We start from the raw sequence: 17,086 nt of genomic DNA, 5'->3' as shown, positions 1-17,086 counted from the left end.
GGGGATTGGGGAATCGGGATTGGTTGAGTCCCCACATCCGCGTTTGTGCGTGACCCGATGCAATACGGCGCGCGCTCCTGTTGTCCTACTGTCGCAATCGCACCGTTTTTTTCGAGAATCCCCCATGCCGCGTACGACCCTCGCCGCTCTCGCCCTCGCCCTGGCGTTCGCCCTGCCCGCCACCCACGTGCGCGCTGCCGACAGCAGCGCCGCCTGGCCCGCCTTCGCCACCCAGGGCGATCACTTCATCCGCGACGGCAAGCCGTACCAGGTCATTTCCGGCGCCATCCACTTCCAGCGCATCCCCCGCGCCTACTGGAAGGACCGCCTGCAGAAAGCGCGCGCGATGGGCCTGAACACGGTGGAGACCTACGTGTTCTGGAACCTGGTGGAACCGCGGCCGGGCCAGTTCGACTTCAGCGGCAACAACGACATCGCCGCCTTCGTCGACGAAGCCGCCGCGCAAGGCCTCAACGTGATCCTACGGCCCGGCCCGTACGTGTGCGCCGAGTGGGAAGCCGGCGGCTATCCGGCGTGGCTGTTCGCCGAACCTGGCATGCGCGTACGCAGCCAGGACCCGCGCTTCCTTGCCGCCAGCCAAGCCTACCTGGACGCACTCGCCGCCCAGGTCAAACCGCAACTCAACGGCAACGGCGGCCCCATCGTCGCCGTGCAGGTGGAGAACGAATACGGCTCCTACGGCGACGACCACGCCTACATGCGCCTCAACCGCGACATGTTCGTCCACGCCGGCTTCGACAAAGCACTGCTGTTCACCGCCGACGGCCCCGACGTGCTCGCCAACGGCACCCTGCCCGACACCCTGGCCGTGGTGAACTTCGCTCCCGGCGACGCCAAGAACGCCTTCGAGACCCTGGCCAAGTTCCGCCCCGGGCAACCGCAGATGGTCGGCGAATACTGGGCCGGCTGGTTCGACCAGTGGGGCAGCAAGCACGCCGTGACCGACGGCGCCAAGCAGGCCAGCGAATTCGAATGGATCCTGCGTCAGGGCCATTCCGCCAACATCTACATGTTCGTCGGCGGCACCAGCTTCGGCTTCATGAATGGCGCCAACTTCCAGAAGAACCCCAGCGACCACTACGCCCCGCAGACCACCAGCTACGACTACGACGCCGTGCTCGACGAAGCCGGCCGCCCCACCCCCAAGTTCACCCTGTTCCGCGACGCCATCCAGCGCGTCACCGGTACGACGCCGCCGGCCCTGCCCAAGCCGATCCCCTTCGCCGAACTGCCGGCCACGCCGCTGCGCGAATCCGCGTCGCTCTGGGACAACCTGCCCGCCCCGGCCGCCACCACCGACACCCCGCAGCCGATGGAGCGCTACGGCCAGGCCTACGGCTACATCCTCTACCGCACCACCGTCACCGGTCCACGCAAGGGCAGCCTGTACCTGGGCGAGGTACGCGACTACGCCCGCGTCTACGTCGACCGCACACTGGCCGGCAGCGCCGAGCGCCGCCTGCAGCAAGTGGCGGTGGACGTGGACATCCCCGCCGGGACCCACACCCTCGACGTCCTGGTGGAGAACACCGGCCGCATCAACTACGGTGCCCACCTGCCCGACGGCCACGCCGGCCTGGTCGACCCCGTACTGCTCGACGGCAAGCCCCTCACCGGCTGGCAGACCTTCCCCCTGCCGATGGACGACCCGAGCAAGCTCACCGGCTGGACCACGGCCAAGATCGATGGCCCCGCCTTCCACCGCGGCACGGTAAAGATCGGCACGCCTGCCGATACGTTCCTGGACATGCGCGCGTTCGGCAAAGGCTTCGCCTGGGCCAACGGCCACAATTTGGGCCGGCACTGGAATATCGGACCGCAGCGGGCGTTGTATTTTCCGGCGCCGTGGCAGCGGAAGGGGGATAACAGTGTGATTGTGTTTGATTTGGATAGTTCGGCGGATGCGAGCGTGCGTGGGATTAAGGGGCAGGTTTGGAGTACCCCCAGTAACTGACCTAACCGCGGAGCGTGCCGTCCGGTAAATCCGGATGGCGTGGGGTCAAACAACTTGTCTACAAATTAAGGCCGCCGGCGGTTACGCCGAGCGGCCTTTAACTTGTGACGACCGTCAAAAAGTAGTAGCGTTTGCCTTGTGAGGGATGCACTGGGGAATGGCTGTGGGGTTAGACGCAAAATTAGGCGACAACTAACCTGGCAAAAGACTGGATTTGGGACACCATGCTGCTTCGAAAGGTAGCAATATGGGCGCGCTACACACCTGTTTTTTTACACACAACTTTGTCGCCAAATAGTAGTTAGGCACCATGACACATAGCTTCGACTTCGTGGGACTTGATGAGAAGCTTTTCCTTCTTCGGCACATTATTGCTGGGAACAAGGAGTTCTCACGCAGGGAGCAGCAATATCAAGGAACACAGACAACTCCTTCTAGTGACTGGGATGGATACGCCACTAGAATGCGCTATCTCATCAGCAATGACCTCATTGAGATAGCTGCGAAATTCCGTGTAATGCAAGACACCGCAACACAGCTGGTGTCCCGCGAGTATCTGCATGATCTTGATCGTGCCTGCATTGGAAGCAAGGGCATTGGGAGTGTACTTGGCGGCGAGGTTAACCTCTCTCTACGTGAATCATGTAACAAGATCATCCATGCGAAGAACTTCTCTCTTGTATTTCAAAATGCCAGAAGCACAGTTCCGCGCTACTTGTACTCCTATTGGAATGGGATCTGCCAACTGTCCGGCGCTCAAGGCAAGAACGACTGGAGAGTCGCGCTTGACGTCTATAGATGGTCGGACGCCATGGGCAGTTTCCTTCAAGACCTTTCCGGCAACATGGACTGGTAAGCAGAATGGCGCCTAACAAGTCTTCAAGCCGACGCCGTTTCGCGGCGCGGCTTAATTCAGGCGTGACCTCACTCAAGTATCCAGTAGAAATCTACGACTATGAACTCGGGTATCGAATTTTCATTGGGACGAAGCTACGAAAGGTTCCACAAGAAGTGGGGCTTGCCGAGCAGTAAGGCACTTTGGATCAACATTTGGGCACGGCACCTTTCAGATTGCACTCCAGATGAGATCACCGCCGTAACCGATTACTGTGAGTCCGAGATGAGCCGCGCCCCTGTGCTGCCCGAGTTCTTCCAACTTGTAGAGCGCCTTAGAAACAATCAATCTCTTTCAGAACCACTTGTCTCGCTTGTCGAGAGGATGGCATTTCTAATTCTCACGTCTGACGAATTCTGTGACGCTAATGATTCTGATATATCAGACGCGTGTCTAATAGCTGGCGCAGCAGCGCACTTGAGATCGTACCGCGGCATTAGCGCGAGCTCCGAAGGGATTATTGAAGAGCTTTCTGGTCGAGCCAAAATGTTCGGCACTGAAGCCAGTATCTGGCAAAAGGACGCCGCGCGTGACAAAGGATACTGGCGCTTCTACTTCGGCGGACCGTCGGGTGAAGACTAACAGTCCATTCAAGCCGACGCCGCCTCGCGGCAAGGATTAATTCAGGTTAGGCTTCTTATGGAGCATCAATGAACGTAGAACTTGTTGTCTACGATCCCAACGAGGATCGTGAGATCTCCTTCGGAGCATACCAGTTCACGCACACCGGCTGCGCACGCATGATCGAAAAGTATGTCCAGCCAGCCGATGAGTACTTACTTCGCTGCCCCTGCGGACTAGAGATTCACTTTCCAAGATTTGGCCCCGCCGTCGACGCGATTATGGCAACCGTCATAGAGGAGCAACCCAGAGACTTGGAGCCGGATTCGTTCAACTCAAATCTAGCTAAGACTATCCACGTCCGTATCCGTAGCGCGGGCTAACCATTCATTCAATCGAACTTACTTCATTAAGGCAACACATAGCATAAAAATCCCGCTGTATTTTCGTCCTCACTGCACAATTCGGCTTAGTTCAGGCCTTATACCTCAATCGGAGCGTCACCCTTGAAATTTCTGCAGTTCGACCTAGGAAATCGTAAGAGCGGCGAAATCGTCGAAGTAACTCTGACAAATGGCGCAAATGTGCGTCTGATGAGCAGCTCCGATTTCTCCAGCTACAAGAATGGTAGAGCCCATCGCTTTATCGGCGGTCTCGCGAAGCAATCCCCCATCCGGCTTCAGATTCCAACATCCGGGCACTGGTACGTCGCGGTGGATATGCAAGGACTTCGTGGCAGCACTCGCGCCTCAGTCAAGATCTTACCAGGCCCACTTCCGGAAATCAGAGAAGCACCTCTTGCATCTGTTCCGAGCCTAATTAGAGACCTTCCGCCGCAAGTTGCGGCAAGCGCTGAGGTTTATGACGTCTTCATTTCCCACGCATCTGAAGACAAAGACTCTATCGTCAGATCGCTAGCCAGCGCTCTTATCGGCAAAGGACTGAAAGTCTGGTACGACGAGTTCACTCTTAGGATCGGCGACAGCCTCAGGCAAAAAATCGACAAGGGTTTGGCCAGTAGCCGCGTCGGCCTTGTTGTTCTCTCACCATCCTTCATTTCAAAGGGCTGGACCAACTACGAGCTAGATGGAATCGTCACTCGTACCATATCTGGCGAACAAATACTTCTTCCAATTTGGCACGACATTACCAAGCAACAGGTTATTGACTTCAGCCCTTCACTGGCGGACAAGCTTGCTCGAAGTACTGCCACTCACACTGTGGAAGAAATCGCTACTGAGATCGCCGAGCTTCTAGAGAGCAAGAGCAATTGAGGCATAACAATTCATTCAAGCCGATACCGCTTTGCGGCGCGACTTAGTTCAAGCGCCATCTCCCGGATAGTTCAGGCGGCCATATTCACTTAAAAACTCATCTATCTTGTTACGGAAAACAGGGGGTCAGAGTACACTTCCCTCCAAGATGCTGCGCCAAAAACGAGGTTAGGTTGACCTCTTAAGTAAACCTAATCAGTTACGCGCTCCAAGCTAAGGTCAAGTACTTCGCAGGCATCATGCCCGCGTGCCGCCCGCGTAAAGCATCCGCTCAAAGATAAGTGAACCTGACCCCGCCAGTCACACACGATCTTATCGCCGAATAGTAGTTAGGTCGCTTTTTATTGCTTCACTTCACACGGAGAGTAGAGCATGAGCAATAGTACGTATAACCTTATCCGAAACGCTATCGCAAATAAGCAAATCGTAGTGGCCACATACCAGGGCCACGTCCGAGAAATGTGCCCTCATGTGATCGGACGTAAGAACGGGAGAGAGCAAGCCCTGTTCTATCAATTCGGCGGTACGAGCAGCAGCGGCCCAATCATCCCAGACGCACCTAAGAATTGGCGCTGCATCCCCATAGAAGGCTTGTCTGCTATCACTATCAAAGATGGGCCGTGGATAACGGCAGCCAATCATTCCCGCCCTCAAACGTGCGTGGACGAGATTGACCTAGAAGTTGACCTCTAGTCAGCGGCCTAACAATTCATTCAAGCCGACGCCGCTTCGCGGCGCGGCTTAATTCAGGTGTTAGGTATCATGGACCCACTCAGCGCAGCCACAGCTTTCGCGAGCAATGGGGGCAGGTCAACTTTTAAGTGAACCCGACCGGAAAACAGGGGTCAGAGTGCACTTCCATCTTCAGTGCACTTCCATCTTCTTGTACTACCGATCTGACCTTCGGTGGCCGCCCGATTCGTGCAGGGCCGGCTCGACGGCCAAGCTGGCGTTCAGTTGCCTCGCGGAAATGGTCGTTGCCCAGCGCATGTTGACGCTTCAAGTTGAGGCGGATGGCCACCGTCTCGTCCGGGTCGATCGCATCCAGCACGAAGCGGCGATAGTGGTCTGCGCGCTAGTCAGCTTCGTGCGTTCGAACAACCGTTCCCAGCGGGCAACGTCCAGACTCTCCGCAGGGAAAGTGCACCCTGACCCTGGTTTTCTTGGCCCTCCACCCAACCCTGACCTCTGCAATGTCCCTCGTCTTGCCGTCCTACTGTGGCATCCTCTTTGGCTTAATCACTTCTCGCCCGGATGAGGTCAGAGACTATATTTCCAAAAAAGGAGGCGGGGCCGATGGCTAACAGCTCATTAAGCCAAGGCCGCTTAGCGACGCCGCCTAGTTTAAGCGTTAAACTCTTGGAGCCGTCATGGAAGGCCATAGACTGAACCGCAGCGCCCCAGCAACGGACGGGTTGCTCAAGGCAAGACTGTCTCTTGGGCATATAATAAGTGACACTGATCCGCTTTCAGCTCAAGATTATGAACTGATTGGAACGTTTATTCAGACCTACTGCATCGCAGATCTTGAATCGCGACGCGTGGTCAATTGCCTCACCCACATTAGACTCGGCGAACCCACAGCCTTTGCTTTAAAACTCATCGAAAAGGACGTACTAGATCATCTTGTAGCTAGCGCTGACAGTTGCACTTGGAATATTGATCTAGCAAAAGGAATTTTGAAAGCCGCAGAGATCTTCGTACAGCATCGCCAAATTCGTCATATCTTCGCTCACTGGGCAGGCCGCAGGGTTCCTGGCCATGACGCTTTTATCTTCTTCACCGCAAGCCTGGACAAGCAAAAGACACCGGTAGACGCGACATTTTTTGAGAAGAGCGATGATGCGAACATAAAGTACGCCTTGATGCCAATATCCAACCTTGTCGAAGAGCAGAACAAACTCAAGGGACATGCTCAGTATCTGGCAACAATAGCTGCGGAGCTAGAGAGCAAGGCCCCACAGATTGCTGAACAATTTGCTCAAGATATCGCGACCGGAAAGCTTCAGCTTAGACCTTATAGAGTTTCTGGCGGCCGCACCTAGAAATTTTTCAAGCAGAGGCGTTTGCATAGCCGGAGTCAATTCACTTTAGAAAACTTCACTCGCCGAAAGCAGTTGACATCCTCAAAAACCAGTAGCACCATCCTCTCCAAGGAGCGTAGAAACTCCTCACGTAGCGGCACCCACCTCCGTCAAACCGGTGGGTTTTTTGTGCCTGTTCGCAGGCACACTCCGAGGCGCTCTCTGCGTCGGGAGGGCGGCGAATACAACACCCTTCGGGGAAATAAGCCCGCCGGCTACGTGCGGTTTCTAACCTCCCGACATCCCGTCGCCGTTCGGCGCGGGTTTCTGTCTGCCAAGGAGGCTGTGCCATGCGTCAACCGTCACCCCGCCCCGCCGCTCCCTGCAAGCGCAAGTCGCACAAGCATCGCCATTGCCCGCAGTGGACGATCGTCGAGTCGTCGCTCATCCCCATGCTGACACCCGAACAGGTCGCCGCCGCCAACGCCGCCGATCTTGCCCGCGCCTCGCGACCTCCCCGCCGCCCACGCCCGCCACAGCAGTGCACCGTCGGCTGCGGCCACTCCGCCAACGGCAAGCGCACGCCCGCACTGCGCCTGGGCGGCCGCTGGATGGAAGAACTGGGCTTCACCATTGGCAGTACGCTGCGCGTGCAGGTGCGCGACGGCGAACTGGTGGTGAGCGTGGCCAGCAAGGGCTGATACGGCCGTTGCCAACGGAAAACTGGGGCAGCGTGCACTTCCCTCTTCTGCTTCTACTGCCGCTCTGACCTTCCGCGGCCGCCCCCTACGTGCAGGGCCAGTTCGACGGCCAAGCTAGCCTTCAACCGCCTCTCGAAAACGGTCTTTTTCGAGTGCGCGTTTGCCGCTGCAAATTGAGGCGAATGGCTGCAGTCTCGTCCGGGTCGATCGCATCCAGCACGAAGCGGCGATAGTAGTCTGCGCGCTGGCCGGCCGGCGACGGCAGGGTTCAGGCTGGACTTCCCTCTGTAAACTTGTCGACAGCCCGGCCATTCACGTGACCGCCCTAGGGCCGTCGCCCTAACGCACCACACTCACATGGCAGCCACCGCATGATCGCGCTCCTGCTCCCCCTGATGGTGCTCGCCGCCCTCGGCTTCGTCCTCAGCCTCATCGTCCACGTGATGGCGCTTGCCGGCTATGTGCCGCCAGGCGGCGAGGCCGTCTTCGCCATGCATTTCGGCGTCTTCATCGTCTGGTTGCCGACCGTGCTGCTTTCCCTGCGGCTCAAGCACACCCTGAAATCCCGCCATAGCTGGAAGCGCTCGCTGGCGGGATCTCCCCGCTGGATGCGCTACGCCACCTACGGCCTGTTCGCCTACGCCATCGTGAACTTCTTGATCGTCGCGCACCTGACGAGCGACCAACCGAAAGTGCAAGGCGTGACACCCACCCTGCTGCGCGGATTCTCTGGGCACTGGATGTTCTTCTATGGCATGGCTTTCTCGATGCTGTACTCCCTCTACCGCAAGCCTTGGCTGCTCAGCGTTGCCAAGTGCCCGTCGGGTCACCACGTGGACCACGCGGATCGTTTCTGCTCGTCCTGCGGCGCCGCACTTCCGCAGCGCGATGCAGGCGTTTGATTACGCGCCCGGGCCAGCAGCCTCCAAGCGATGACACCAGGGAATCGCACCGCGTACCGTCGCGCACCTGATCTCGCCAGCCCCTAGACTTCGACCAGCACATCTGCATCCGGACAGGACATCCATGCACCTCACACCCCAACAGTTGAACAAACTCTATCCCTACCTCTTCGGGTTCTGGACCGCGATCGGGCTTTTGGCGCTGGCGTTCTTCAACTTCAACAAGAATGCGCCGCTAAAGCGGCGCGTACTCATTGTTGGCAGCATCGCGACGAATGTACTGATGCTGGTCTTCTTCTGGGCGACCGGCGCCCCGCCCCTGTTTCTCGTCTTTGCGGCCGCCGTCGTGGGCTACGGACTCTGGCAGAGCATTCACTTGACGCGCTTCTGCGACGCCTGTGCTGCGCTCAACGCGCCACAAGGCCATCGGCAGGCGCGCACGGAATGCCGGAAGTGCGGCGCTGCGCTCGCGAAACCATGACGACACACCGTGCGACTCCAATGACGATCCTGAAAGCCGCCATCTGTGTCGCCCTGCTGTCGCCGATCGCCGCTCTGGCCAGTGCGCCGAATCCCAAGCTCCCGAAGAACGCGAGCGCGGCCATCGCTGCCGTCCACCGGGCAGCGGCGCACCGCGATCTGCAGGCGCTTCGCAGGCTGATGGTGCAGGAGTTCGTCCGGAGCTTCGATGGGGACGGCGATGCCGACCAGGCCATCCAGAGCTGGCGCACGTCGCCATCCGAGTTGCGCACGCTTGCCCGGCTCACGGCGCACGCATGCGGGTATGTCGACAAGAACCTGATTCAATGCCCGACGCACGCCGGTATCGATTACCGCGAAGGCTTCTCCAAGACGGATCAGGGCTGGCGCATGGTCTACTTCGTGGCGGGCGACTAGCCCGTCAGGCCGAGCCGGCGCGGTTCCGTGGCGGGACTTACGCAACCACCAGGTACGCACGATGCCGCCATCCCCACTTTGCGAAGGCGAAACCCCATCAATTGGATGGCACGGTCATTTCCGACCAAGCAGAGAATCTATGCGCGCTATATTTCTATCCAAGCGCTCACCCTCTCCATTGGGCAACAGGTCTCTGCGAACCAACTGCTCGTAGTTCGAGGCGCAGGCACCATTCAAGCAAGACCCTTCAATGACCGCCGATCCAGCACCACACTCCGCACCCATCCGACACGCGACGATTCCCCAGGCATATGCGGATGTCTCATCCCCAGCAACGGCCTCAAAGGGACCCAGTTCTGCCTCGGACGACTGATTCGACAGCAGATCCGCAAGTTCGAACATCGCTTCGGAATCTCGCCTCTCGACCGCCGCCTGCACCAGATCGGCAACACTCTCCCTTGCCTCGCCCGCATATCTCACATGAAGTCTTATTTTTGCAGCCAGATTCCCTGAAGCCGCAGATGCCTTCAACCATTCCTTTTGCGCATCCAGCGGAATGGGAGAACCACCTTCAACCAACGCGCAGTCGTCTGCAATGCGCCTGGCAGTTGCCTTCATGGCGGCTGCAGCCTTGCCCGCCTGAAGTGCCATGGCATCCACACCGGAGAGATACTGCTGCCGAGACATGCTGACGGAGAAGCAGCGATCGTACATCCGGGATAGCTCCAATTGAGCCGCTGCATCCCCACGCAACGCCTTATCCTTTACTGCTTCAAACCTGGACAGATATTCCGCCGATCGCGATCTGGCGACACCAGATTCGACATGGATACTGTCGCTTGGCGTTTCCCTGGGTTCGACTGCAGAGGGAATTGACACCTCATCGCCGCTGAGATCGCCAACCCGTTTCTCGCCTCCGACAACGCCAAGCACCATCAGCCCTGCGATGAGGGCGACAATGACCAGAGAAACGGGAAGGTACTTTTTCACGCCACCCCCAGATATAGCGCGTAACGGCAGGAAAACTGAGGATGGCGCTAAGCGCTGCCGTCACCAGACATCCGTGACGCATGAGCCCCGTTGCGCGTGAAGCCTACCACCACGAGCAGCGTTCCATGCTGCTCGTCGACCAAGGTACCGCCATCGAAGATCGCCAGGGCCGCGCAACGGCGTTGGCAACCTCTTGCCTCGGCCCTGTCTTCTTTCGTCCGCGCGATTCAGATGGACAAGCACAACTTCCCAAAATGCTTCCCCGCCGCCTGATGCGCAAACGCATCGGCGATGTCTTCCAGCGCGAACGTCTGGTCGATCACCGGCTTGATGCCGGTTGCATTGATCGCGCGGACCATGTCGCGCTGTTGGCTGCGGCTGCCGACGATCAATCCCTGCAGGGTCTGGTGGCGTTGCATCAGCGCCACCGTCGGCACCTGGCCGGCGATGCCGGTCAGCACGCCGATCAGGGCGATATGGCCACCGATGCGGCAGGCCTGGATGGATTGACCCAGCGTGTCGGGCCCACCTACTTCGATCACGTTGTCGACGCCACGGCCGTTCGTGTAGTCGAGCACCTTGGCCGCCCAGTCGGTGTCGCGGCGGTAGTTGATGGTGAAATCGGCGCCGAGCGCCTGCGCGCGCGCCAGTTTCTCGTCGGAGGACGACGTCGCGATCACGGTGGCGCCCATCTGCTTGGCGAACTGCAGCGCAAAGATCGACACGCCGCCGGTGCCGAGCACAAGCACGGTATCGCCGGCCTTGAGATGTGCGTCCACCACCAGCGCGCGCCATGCGGTGAGTCCCGCCGTGGTCAGCGTCGCCGCTTCGGCGTGGCTGTAGCCGTGCGGCGCGTGCGTGAACCACTGCGCGGGGCGCACCACGGACTCGCGTGCATAGCCGTCGACGCCGTCGCCGGGCACGGTCGCGAAATCGGCGAGAGTCGGTCCGCCATCCAGCCAGGTCGGGAAGAACGTCGAGACGACCGCATCGCCCACGGCGAACTCGTCCACGCCCTCGCCCACCGCCTCTACCACGCCGGCGCCGTCGGACATCGGGATGCGGCCGTCGGCGCTGGGCATGCGGCCGGTCACCACGCCCAGGTCGTGGAAGTTGAGCGAGCTCGCATGCACGCGCACGCGGATCTCGCCGGGGCCCGGCTGGCCGGGATCGGGCAGATCGACGAGGCGGAGATTCTCGAGGCCAGCGGGCTGGCGCAGGGTGATGGCTTTCATGAGGACGACATCCTTAGCGGAACAGTGGCGAGGGGCGGCGCCGCATCAGTTGCAGCGAGACCGCGTTGCAGGCATTGTCGGGATGCACTTCCTGCATCGCAAGAACGTACAATTTTCGCAGGTACTATCAATTCTGTAGGTACAAACACCATGCGTCTGAAACGTCTGGATGGCAAGAGCGGCTGCGCGGTCGAGGTCACGCTTTCGGTGATCGGCGGGGTGTGGAAGCCGGTGATCCTGTTCCACCTGCTCTCCGGCAAGAAGCGCTTCATGGAACTGACGCGCCTGATTCCCAATGCCACGCAACGCATGCTGACCTTGCAATTGCGCGAACTCGAGGAGGACGGGGTCATCGTGCGGCACGTCTATCCACAGGTGCCACCCAAGGTCGAATATGCGCTGACGCCGCTCGGCGAATCCCTGGCGCCGGTGCTGATCAGCCTGCGCGAATGGGGCGAGTCGTATCGCAGCAGCGAGATGGCGCGCGCGTCGGCCGCGACCCCGGAATGCGTGCATGGGGAGGCAATGGCGAGGTGACATCGTGCGGCGCCTCCAAGACGCAGGCGCGCATCCGCGTCGCTGCCTCTTGCATGTCGAGGCCCACCGCCGCCGCTATCAAGGCGCACTGCTGACCAGGGTGCTTAGCTTCTGACACGAGCGCGCCAGCCACCACATCGCGTGGCATGGACAGGGTGTTCGATACCTTGGGATCGAGTGCGATGGACAATCGATCCGCGCTTGATAGCTCACCTCACTCGGCGCGCCGATCCGCCCACGGCAGGCTGACAGCACGCACAGGCCTCTCCCCATCCTCGCTCGCCGGCATAGCGACCAGCCCCTGCAGGTTGGCCTTGGCATACAGCGCGCCGAGGTCGTGGATGCGCAGCAGCTGGCGACGGCGACTGACCAGGCCGCTGCGCACCCAGCGCTGCAACTGCGCATTGAGTTTGGAGCGGCTGATGTTGAGCATCGCGGCCAGGATGCTCTGGTTCGGCGGCAGGGCGATGGTGCAGTCGCTCCCATGGGGCGTGGCCTGCAGCTCGAGTTGGCGCAACACGTAGCGCGCCAGGCGCACTTCCAGTCGGTGCAGGCAGATGCTTTCCAGGCTGTCCAGAGTCTGCCGCAGGCGCAGACGCAGCAATGCGTGGATGCGTAGCTGCAGCAGCGGCGGATCCAGCAGGACGTTGAAGTGGCGCCGCGGCAGCTTCAGCACCACGCTGGCGCCAAAGGCAATGGCGGTGAAGCTGCGTCCGTGCGGTTCCAGCAGCGCGGCCTCGTCCACCAGCCCGCCGGGCTCGACCGCGCCGACGATCAGTTCCTGCCCATCCGGGCCGTACAGCACCTTGTACACACGGCCGCGCACGACCACACCGACGAAGCTACTGGGATCGTGCTTGAAGAACAGGACGCTGCCCGCATCCAGCGCGCATTCGCTGACATGGGCGAGCAGGTCGTCCAGTACCAAGTCCGGCAAACCCTGGAACAACGGCGCGCGTTCCAGCAGGCGGCGATGCTCTTGGCCGGCGATGTCCGTGCATGCGTCGCCGTCGTCGTGGCCAGGCACGCTGCGCTCGATCGTCTCCAGATGGACGTTGGCTGGAACCTCCATACTTCCTCTTCTCGGACGCAGGACGTACGACGCCAGGCGTCGAACGCGCCAGGCACGGGTGGGTAACGGCATAGGCGAGGCGCGCTGGGCAAGCGGCCTGCGGGGGGAAACAGTCGACGGCGTCGACAGCTGCAGCGAGGAACGGCGAGACCTGACGGGTTCGCCGTTCCGGACCGACGTGCGGACTCAGAGGCCGGCCGGCTTGCCGCCCTGAAACGCCTGCAACACGGTCAGCAGGCTGGTCAGGTTGTCCGATACGCCGGTCTGGGCGATCTTCTCCGATGCGCCGGCGGCCGCGGTGGTGTCCAGGGAGTACACCTGCATGACGCCCATGTTGTTCGCCGCCTGCGCCAGCGTGTTCTGCTGCTGCTGCGCGGCGACCGCGTTCTCGTACAGGATACCGCTGGAGTGCGCCAGGCTCTGGTAGATCGAGCCCATCGCGAAGGCTGGTGCTTCGCCGATGACCTTGACGTTGGACTGGGTGACGGCGTCGGTGATCTGGTTGTTGACTGCGGTGGGATAGGCCATGGAACGGTCCTCGTTAGGAAGGAAATTGCATGGCTAGCGCCGCCTCGCGGCGGCGTTAGCGCGCGTTGCTTACGACTGCTTGAACGCGTTGAGCACGGTCAGCAGGCTGGTGAGGTTGTCGGAGACACCGGTCTGCGCGACCTTCTCGGTGGCGCCGGCGGCGGCGGTGGTGTCCAGGCTGTAGATCTGCATGACGCCCTGGTTGGCCGCCGCCTGCGCCAGGGTGTTCTGCTGCTGCTGCGCGGAGACGGCGTTCTCGAACAGGATGCCGGTCGAGTGCGCCATGCTCTGGTAGATCGACGCCATCGCGAAGGCCGGCGCTTCGCCGATGACCTTGACGTTGGACTGGGTGACCGCATCGGTGATCTGGTCGTTGACCGCGGTGGGAAATGCCATGTGTTCGCTCCTGGGTTGGGGTACGGCCCACGCCGTACGATCTATGGAAACGGGACAGTGCAAAAACTGTGAAACCCTACGCGGCGTTTGTCTCGCCAGCATCGCCGCGATGCGCCCGCGACGAAGCAACATCGACCACGATGCCCCGCGACGTCAGCCGATGCGTGTTGCAGCCGCTGCGGCGCGTGGCACGTGGCACCCCCTGCTGTCATGCAACGCGATCCGCCAGCAGGGCAGTCGAACGAGCGACCGCTTGCGACTCGGCACCAGGCTGGATCGCTGATGGCACACCGCCACCTTCGCTGCATGGGCATGGGCATGGCGCAAGCCGCAAGGCACGCCATGCGCGTGCGAAACGCGCCGTGCACACGCTCGAGCGCCACGACCGCAGTCCTGCGCCACGCTCGTACACATGCACTAAATACGCTTGCACGACGTAGCGCCTCCGCATGCACACGCGAAGGCGCCACCATGCAGCGGAATCGCTCAGGCCCCGGAGGACGGCGATGGCGCTTGCGGCGCCGCGGCCTGCGCGTCCGCGATGAGTCCCTGCGCGCGCGCCGCATCGATCACGGCCTGCATCTGCTGGGCCAGGTTGGCGAATTCGCGATCGAAGCACGCACGCACTTCGGCCTGCACGAGGTTGGCCAGGCGGTCGGCGATCTGCGACATCACCATGTGGTTCATGCCGCCTTCGCCGTTCTGCGGCGGACGCAATTGGCCCGGTCGCAACTGGTCCAACGAATTGGCCGACTGCACCGCCTTGAGCACCGCCGCTTCGCTGGCCGCGGTGGCGCCGTTCAGCTCGCCGCGGGTGTTCTGCATCTTCTGCATCATTTGCTGGATCAGGCCCTGCACCCGCTGGCGCTCGGTGTCGATCAGCGACGGCGAGGCCCCATCGACTTCGGCGGCAGGCACCGCTGGCGGTGCAGACGTTTCTGACGCGAAGCGCCGCAGTTGCTCTTCCTCGATGGGCGACAGCGCGCGGCCCAGCCACCTCTGGGCGAACTGTTGCAGCGTGGCGGAATCGGATGCTTGGTTGTCTTGCATGGTGTTCCCCTGTGAGTGTGGTGGAATCGGTGGTGCAAACGGCCTACGTGGACGCGGACTTGCGGCCGCGCATCAGGTCCGCGTACTTGGCGATGCTCTGGTCGATCTTGTCGATGGCGAAGCCGGCGGATTCGGCCTCCAGCGCGCCGGCGGCCGCCGCGACTGCCGCTGCGGCACCGACCAGCACGTCGGTGGCCAGCACACCCAGCGCATCCTCGGCGGCTTGCTCCATCTTGTTCTCGGCCAGGTTCGCGGTCATCTGCTTGAGCAGCACGCCCTGGCTGGCCAGCGCCATCTTGCTGACGCCGTCGAAGTACACCGCCGCCGATTGCGCGATCAGGCCCGATGCCTGGCTGATCAGCATGTTCGAGCCAACCACGATCTGCGACGGCGCGTAGGCCATGGTCTCGGCATTGCTGAGCTGCACGGCCTGCACGATCTTGCTGTTGAGCGCGTCGCTGGCCGGCCGTTCCGCGGAGGCCTGCGCCAGCATGTGGGTGTTGAGCGTCTTCAGCATGGACGGCGGCGGTGGAGGCGACGGCGAGACCGGAGCGGCTGGCGGCGCCGCGGGCGGCGATGCGCCATCGCCACCTGCCGCTGCCGCAGGCGCGGCGTCGGCGGCGGGCGCGACCGCGGGGGGCACCGCGGCTGCAGTGCCGCTGGCCGCCTCCGGCGCGGGCGCGGGCGCGGGCGCATCCGGAGTCTGTGCCGCCCCCATGGTGGATGACGGCACTGTTGCCGTACCGGCCGGCGCCGCCGCGGCGGCCGGCGGGGAGGCGGAAGTCTTCTTGCTTGCGAAAGGCCACATGCCACTCTCCTGATGGATGGATCGGTACCGGTCTCAGCCGTCCCGGCGCTGCATCACTTCTCGCCGATCGCCATGATCAGCGCCACCGCCTTGGACACCACCGCATTGGAGACCTGGTTCAGCGCCTGCTGGCTGTGCACCGCGTTCTGCAACGCCAGCCCGGTGGAGTGGCTGGAGACCTGATACAGCGAGGCGATCGCCTGGGCGGGCGCCTCAGCCACCACCTTGACGTTGGTCTGGGTGACCGCATCGGTGATCTGCGAATTGACGAACGTGTTGTCTGCCATGAGCCTGATTCCTTGGTGAGTCGCCTGCCGGGGAGGCGCCGCGACGGGGATGGCCTGTGCCGCGCCCCGCCGCGGCGCCCGCGATGCCGCGGCCTACGCGGCCCGGCGTGGAGGGAAAACGCCGCCGTGGGCGGCTTGTGAAGCCGCTGCGGCCAACACGCTCATTCGGCCACTAGCGCCAGGCGCAGCCGCTTGCGCAGCAGCTCCACGCGCTTGCGCGCCAGCGGCTGGTTGATACGCAGTAGGTTGGCGATGGCCGGATAGGGCAACTCCTCGACGAAGCGGTAGGCGAACAGGCGGCGCTGCTCCCGACTCAGCGCCGCCACCGCCGTCACCACGCGCTCCATCTGCTCCTCCAGTTCGGCGCGTTGCAGGGCGGTCATTCCTTGATCGGCCACGGCGTCCACTTCCTTAGCCTCGGAAGAGCGATCCAGCGGTTCGCCACCGCCGCGGCGCCGCCGCGCCAGGTCCAGGAACACGTGGCGCAACACCACGAACAAGAACCCCTGCGGGTCGGTCATCGCATCCGGCGAGCGGCGCATGAACAGCAACGCCTTGACCGCGGTGTCCGACAGTAGGTCCTCCGCCGCATCCGCACGCCCGTTGGCCAACCGCAACGCGCGCCGCCGCAGATCCGGCAGCATGGCGCGCCAGGCGCGGGTGAACATCTCGTCGGCCTCGGCGAATCGCAAGGCGTCCACGCCTGACTTTTCCATTGCCCTCTCCATCGCATGCTCCGAAATCCCCTTGTGCGACGAGTCTCTGTGGGGGCCGGCAGCAATAGCTGTTCCCTGGGTGACAACCGCGGGGGCGATGCCCGCGCAGCCGCACGGGAGGTGGCGTGTGTGCACGCTTTGTCTACGCATGCATACGGCGAAGGCAGCTTCTCCGTGATTCTGTGGGCCATTCGCGCAAAAAAACGGGCACACTGCACAGACAGCGGGCCCGGATCGT

The 17,086-nt window shown here is 61.7% G+C and carries 20 protein-coding genes; 11 read left to right on the top strand and 9 right to left on the bottom strand.

Features of this window, described 5'->3' with window-relative positions:
* Positions 1-124: 124 nt before the first annotated feature.
* The 9 genes from AC1PME_RS06390 (at position 125) to AC1PME_RS06350 (ending at position 9,229) form a co-directional block, all read left to right on the top strand.
* Complete coding sequence (locus AC1PME_RS06390; protein WP_481097651.1) at positions 125-1,975, top strand: glycoside hydrolase family 35 protein; 1,851 nt, start codon at positions 125-127, stop codon at positions 1,973-1,975.
* 310 nt (positions 1,976-2,285) lie between these two features.
* Positions 2,286-2,831, top strand: coding sequence for a hypothetical protein (locus tag AC1PME_RS06385; RefSeq protein WP_481097650.1), 546 nt, complete (start codon positions 2,286-2,288; stop codon positions 2,829-2,831).
* A gap of 99 nt (positions 2,832-2,930) precedes the next feature.
* Positions 2,931-3,452 carry a hypothetical protein gene (locus tag AC1PME_RS06380; protein WP_481097649.1) on the top strand — a complete coding sequence of 174 codons (522 nt, stop codon included), beginning with the start codon at positions 2,931-2,933 and terminating at the stop codon, positions 3,450-3,452.
* Positions 3,453-3,937: 485 nt separating this feature from the next.
* On the top strand, positions 3,938-4,705 hold the full coding sequence (locus AC1PME_RS06375) for a DUF1883 domain-containing protein (protein WP_481097648.1): 768 nt from the start codon (positions 3,938-3,940) through the stop codon (positions 4,703-4,705).
* Positions 4,706-6,075: 1,370 nt separating this feature from the next.
* Complete coding sequence (locus tag AC1PME_RS06370; RefSeq protein ID WP_481097647.1) at positions 6,076-6,750, top strand: hypothetical protein; 675 nt, start codon at positions 6,076-6,078, stop codon at positions 6,748-6,750.
* Between the two features lie 431 nt (positions 6,751-7,181).
* Positions 7,182-7,430 carry a SymE family type I addiction module toxin gene (locus AC1PME_RS06365; protein WP_152245103.1) on the top strand — a complete coding sequence of 83 codons (249 nt, stop codon included), beginning with the start codon at positions 7,182-7,184 and terminating at the stop codon, positions 7,428-7,430.
* A 371-nt stretch (positions 7,431-7,801) separates the two neighbouring features.
* Positions 7,802-8,332 carry a hypothetical protein gene (locus tag AC1PME_RS06360; protein WP_481097646.1) on the top strand — a complete coding sequence of 177 codons (531 nt, stop codon included), beginning with the start codon at positions 7,802-7,804 and terminating at the stop codon, positions 8,330-8,332.
* Between the two features lie 124 nt (positions 8,333-8,456).
* The gene (locus AC1PME_RS06355; protein ID WP_481097645.1) at positions 8,457-8,813 is read left to right on the top strand and encodes a hypothetical protein; all 357 of its coding nucleotides are present in this window, start codon (positions 8,457-8,459) and stop codon (positions 8,811-8,813) included.
* Positions 8,814-8,833: 20 nt separating this feature from the next.
* On the top strand, positions 8,834-9,229 hold the full coding sequence (locus AC1PME_RS06350; RefSeq protein ID WP_481097644.1) for a hypothetical protein: 396 nt from the start codon (positions 8,834-8,836) through the stop codon (positions 9,227-9,229).
* Positions 9,230-9,343: 114 nt separating this feature from the next.
* Here AC1PME_RS06350 and AC1PME_RS06345 read toward each other — a convergent pair whose 3' ends face one another.
* Together AC1PME_RS06345 and AC1PME_RS06340 are read right to left on the bottom strand one after the other, a co-directional pair.
* A complete protein-coding gene (locus tag AC1PME_RS06345; RefSeq protein ID WP_481097643.1) occupies positions 9,344-10,219 on the bottom strand; it encodes a hypothetical protein in 876 nt (291 codons plus the stop codon).
* A gap of 227 nt (positions 10,220-10,446) precedes the next feature.
* Positions 10,447-11,454 (bottom strand): zinc-dependent alcohol dehydrogenase family protein, encoded by a 1,008-nt coding sequence (locus AC1PME_RS06340; protein ID WP_481097642.1) that lies wholly within the window; start codon positions 11,452-11,454, stop codon positions 10,447-10,449.
* 150 nt (positions 11,455-11,604) lie between these two features.
* On the opposite strand from AC1PME_RS06340, the gene AC1PME_RS06335 reads away from it, so the two are divergent.
* Positions 11,605-11,991, top strand: a complete 387-nt coding sequence (locus tag AC1PME_RS06335; protein ID WP_481097641.1) for a winged helix-turn-helix transcriptional regulator — start codon at positions 11,605-11,607, stop codon at positions 11,989-11,991.
* A 214-nt stretch (positions 11,992-12,205) separates the two neighbouring features.
* Here AC1PME_RS06335 and AC1PME_RS06330 read toward each other — a convergent pair whose 3' ends face one another.
* The 5 genes from AC1PME_RS06330 to AC1PME_RS06310 all read right to left on the bottom strand — a co-directional run bounded on the left by AC1PME_RS06330 (position 12,206) and on the right by AC1PME_RS06310 (position 15,554).
* A complete protein-coding gene (locus AC1PME_RS06330) occupies positions 12,206-13,135 on the bottom strand; it encodes a Crp/Fnr family transcriptional regulator (RefSeq protein ID WP_481097640.1) in 930 nt (309 codons plus the stop codon).
* Between the two features lie 114 nt (positions 13,136-13,249).
* Positions 13,250-13,591, bottom strand: coding sequence for a RebB family R body protein (locus AC1PME_RS06325; RefSeq protein ID WP_254460800.1), 342 nt, complete (start codon positions 13,589-13,591; stop codon positions 13,250-13,252).
* Positions 13,592-13,660: 69 nt separating this feature from the next.
* Positions 13,661-13,987 (bottom strand): RebB family R body protein, encoded by a 327-nt coding sequence (locus AC1PME_RS06320; protein WP_043091830.1) that lies wholly within the window; start codon positions 13,985-13,987, stop codon positions 13,661-13,663.
* A 486-nt stretch (positions 13,988-14,473) separates the two neighbouring features.
* Positions 14,474-15,037, bottom strand: coding sequence for a hypothetical protein (locus AC1PME_RS06315; RefSeq protein WP_481097639.1), 564 nt, complete (start codon positions 15,035-15,037; stop codon positions 14,474-14,476).
* A 43-nt stretch (positions 15,038-15,080) separates the two neighbouring features.
* Positions 15,081-15,554 (bottom strand): hypothetical protein, encoded by a 474-nt coding sequence (locus tag AC1PME_RS06310; protein ID WP_481097638.1) that lies wholly within the window; start codon positions 15,552-15,554, stop codon positions 15,081-15,083.
* Between AC1PME_RS06310 and AC1PME_RS06305 the strand changes: the two genes are divergently transcribed.
* Positions 15,538-15,858, top strand: a complete 321-nt coding sequence (locus AC1PME_RS06305) for a hypothetical protein (RefSeq protein WP_481097637.1) — start codon at positions 15,538-15,540, stop codon at positions 15,856-15,858. The two genes, AC1PME_RS06310 and AC1PME_RS06305, sit on opposite strands and share 17 nt — an antisense overlap.
* A 40-nt stretch (positions 15,859-15,898) precedes the next feature.
* Here AC1PME_RS06305 and AC1PME_RS06300 read toward each other — a convergent pair whose 3' ends face one another.
* Positions 15,899-16,132 (bottom strand): RebB family R body protein, encoded by a 234-nt coding sequence (locus tag AC1PME_RS06300; RefSeq protein WP_254460796.1) that lies wholly within the window; start codon positions 16,130-16,132, stop codon positions 15,899-15,901.
* 161 nt (positions 16,133-16,293) lie between these two features.
* Positions 16,294-16,848 (bottom strand): RNA polymerase sigma factor, encoded by a 555-nt coding sequence (locus AC1PME_RS06295; protein WP_254460795.1) that lies wholly within the window; start codon positions 16,846-16,848, stop codon positions 16,294-16,296.
* Between the last annotated feature and the right edge of the window lie 238 nt (positions 16,849-17,086).

This window comes from Xanthomonas sp. NCPPB 901 (genome assembly GCF_056725085.1).
This window is presented reverse-complemented; position numbering and strand designations above follow the sequence as displayed.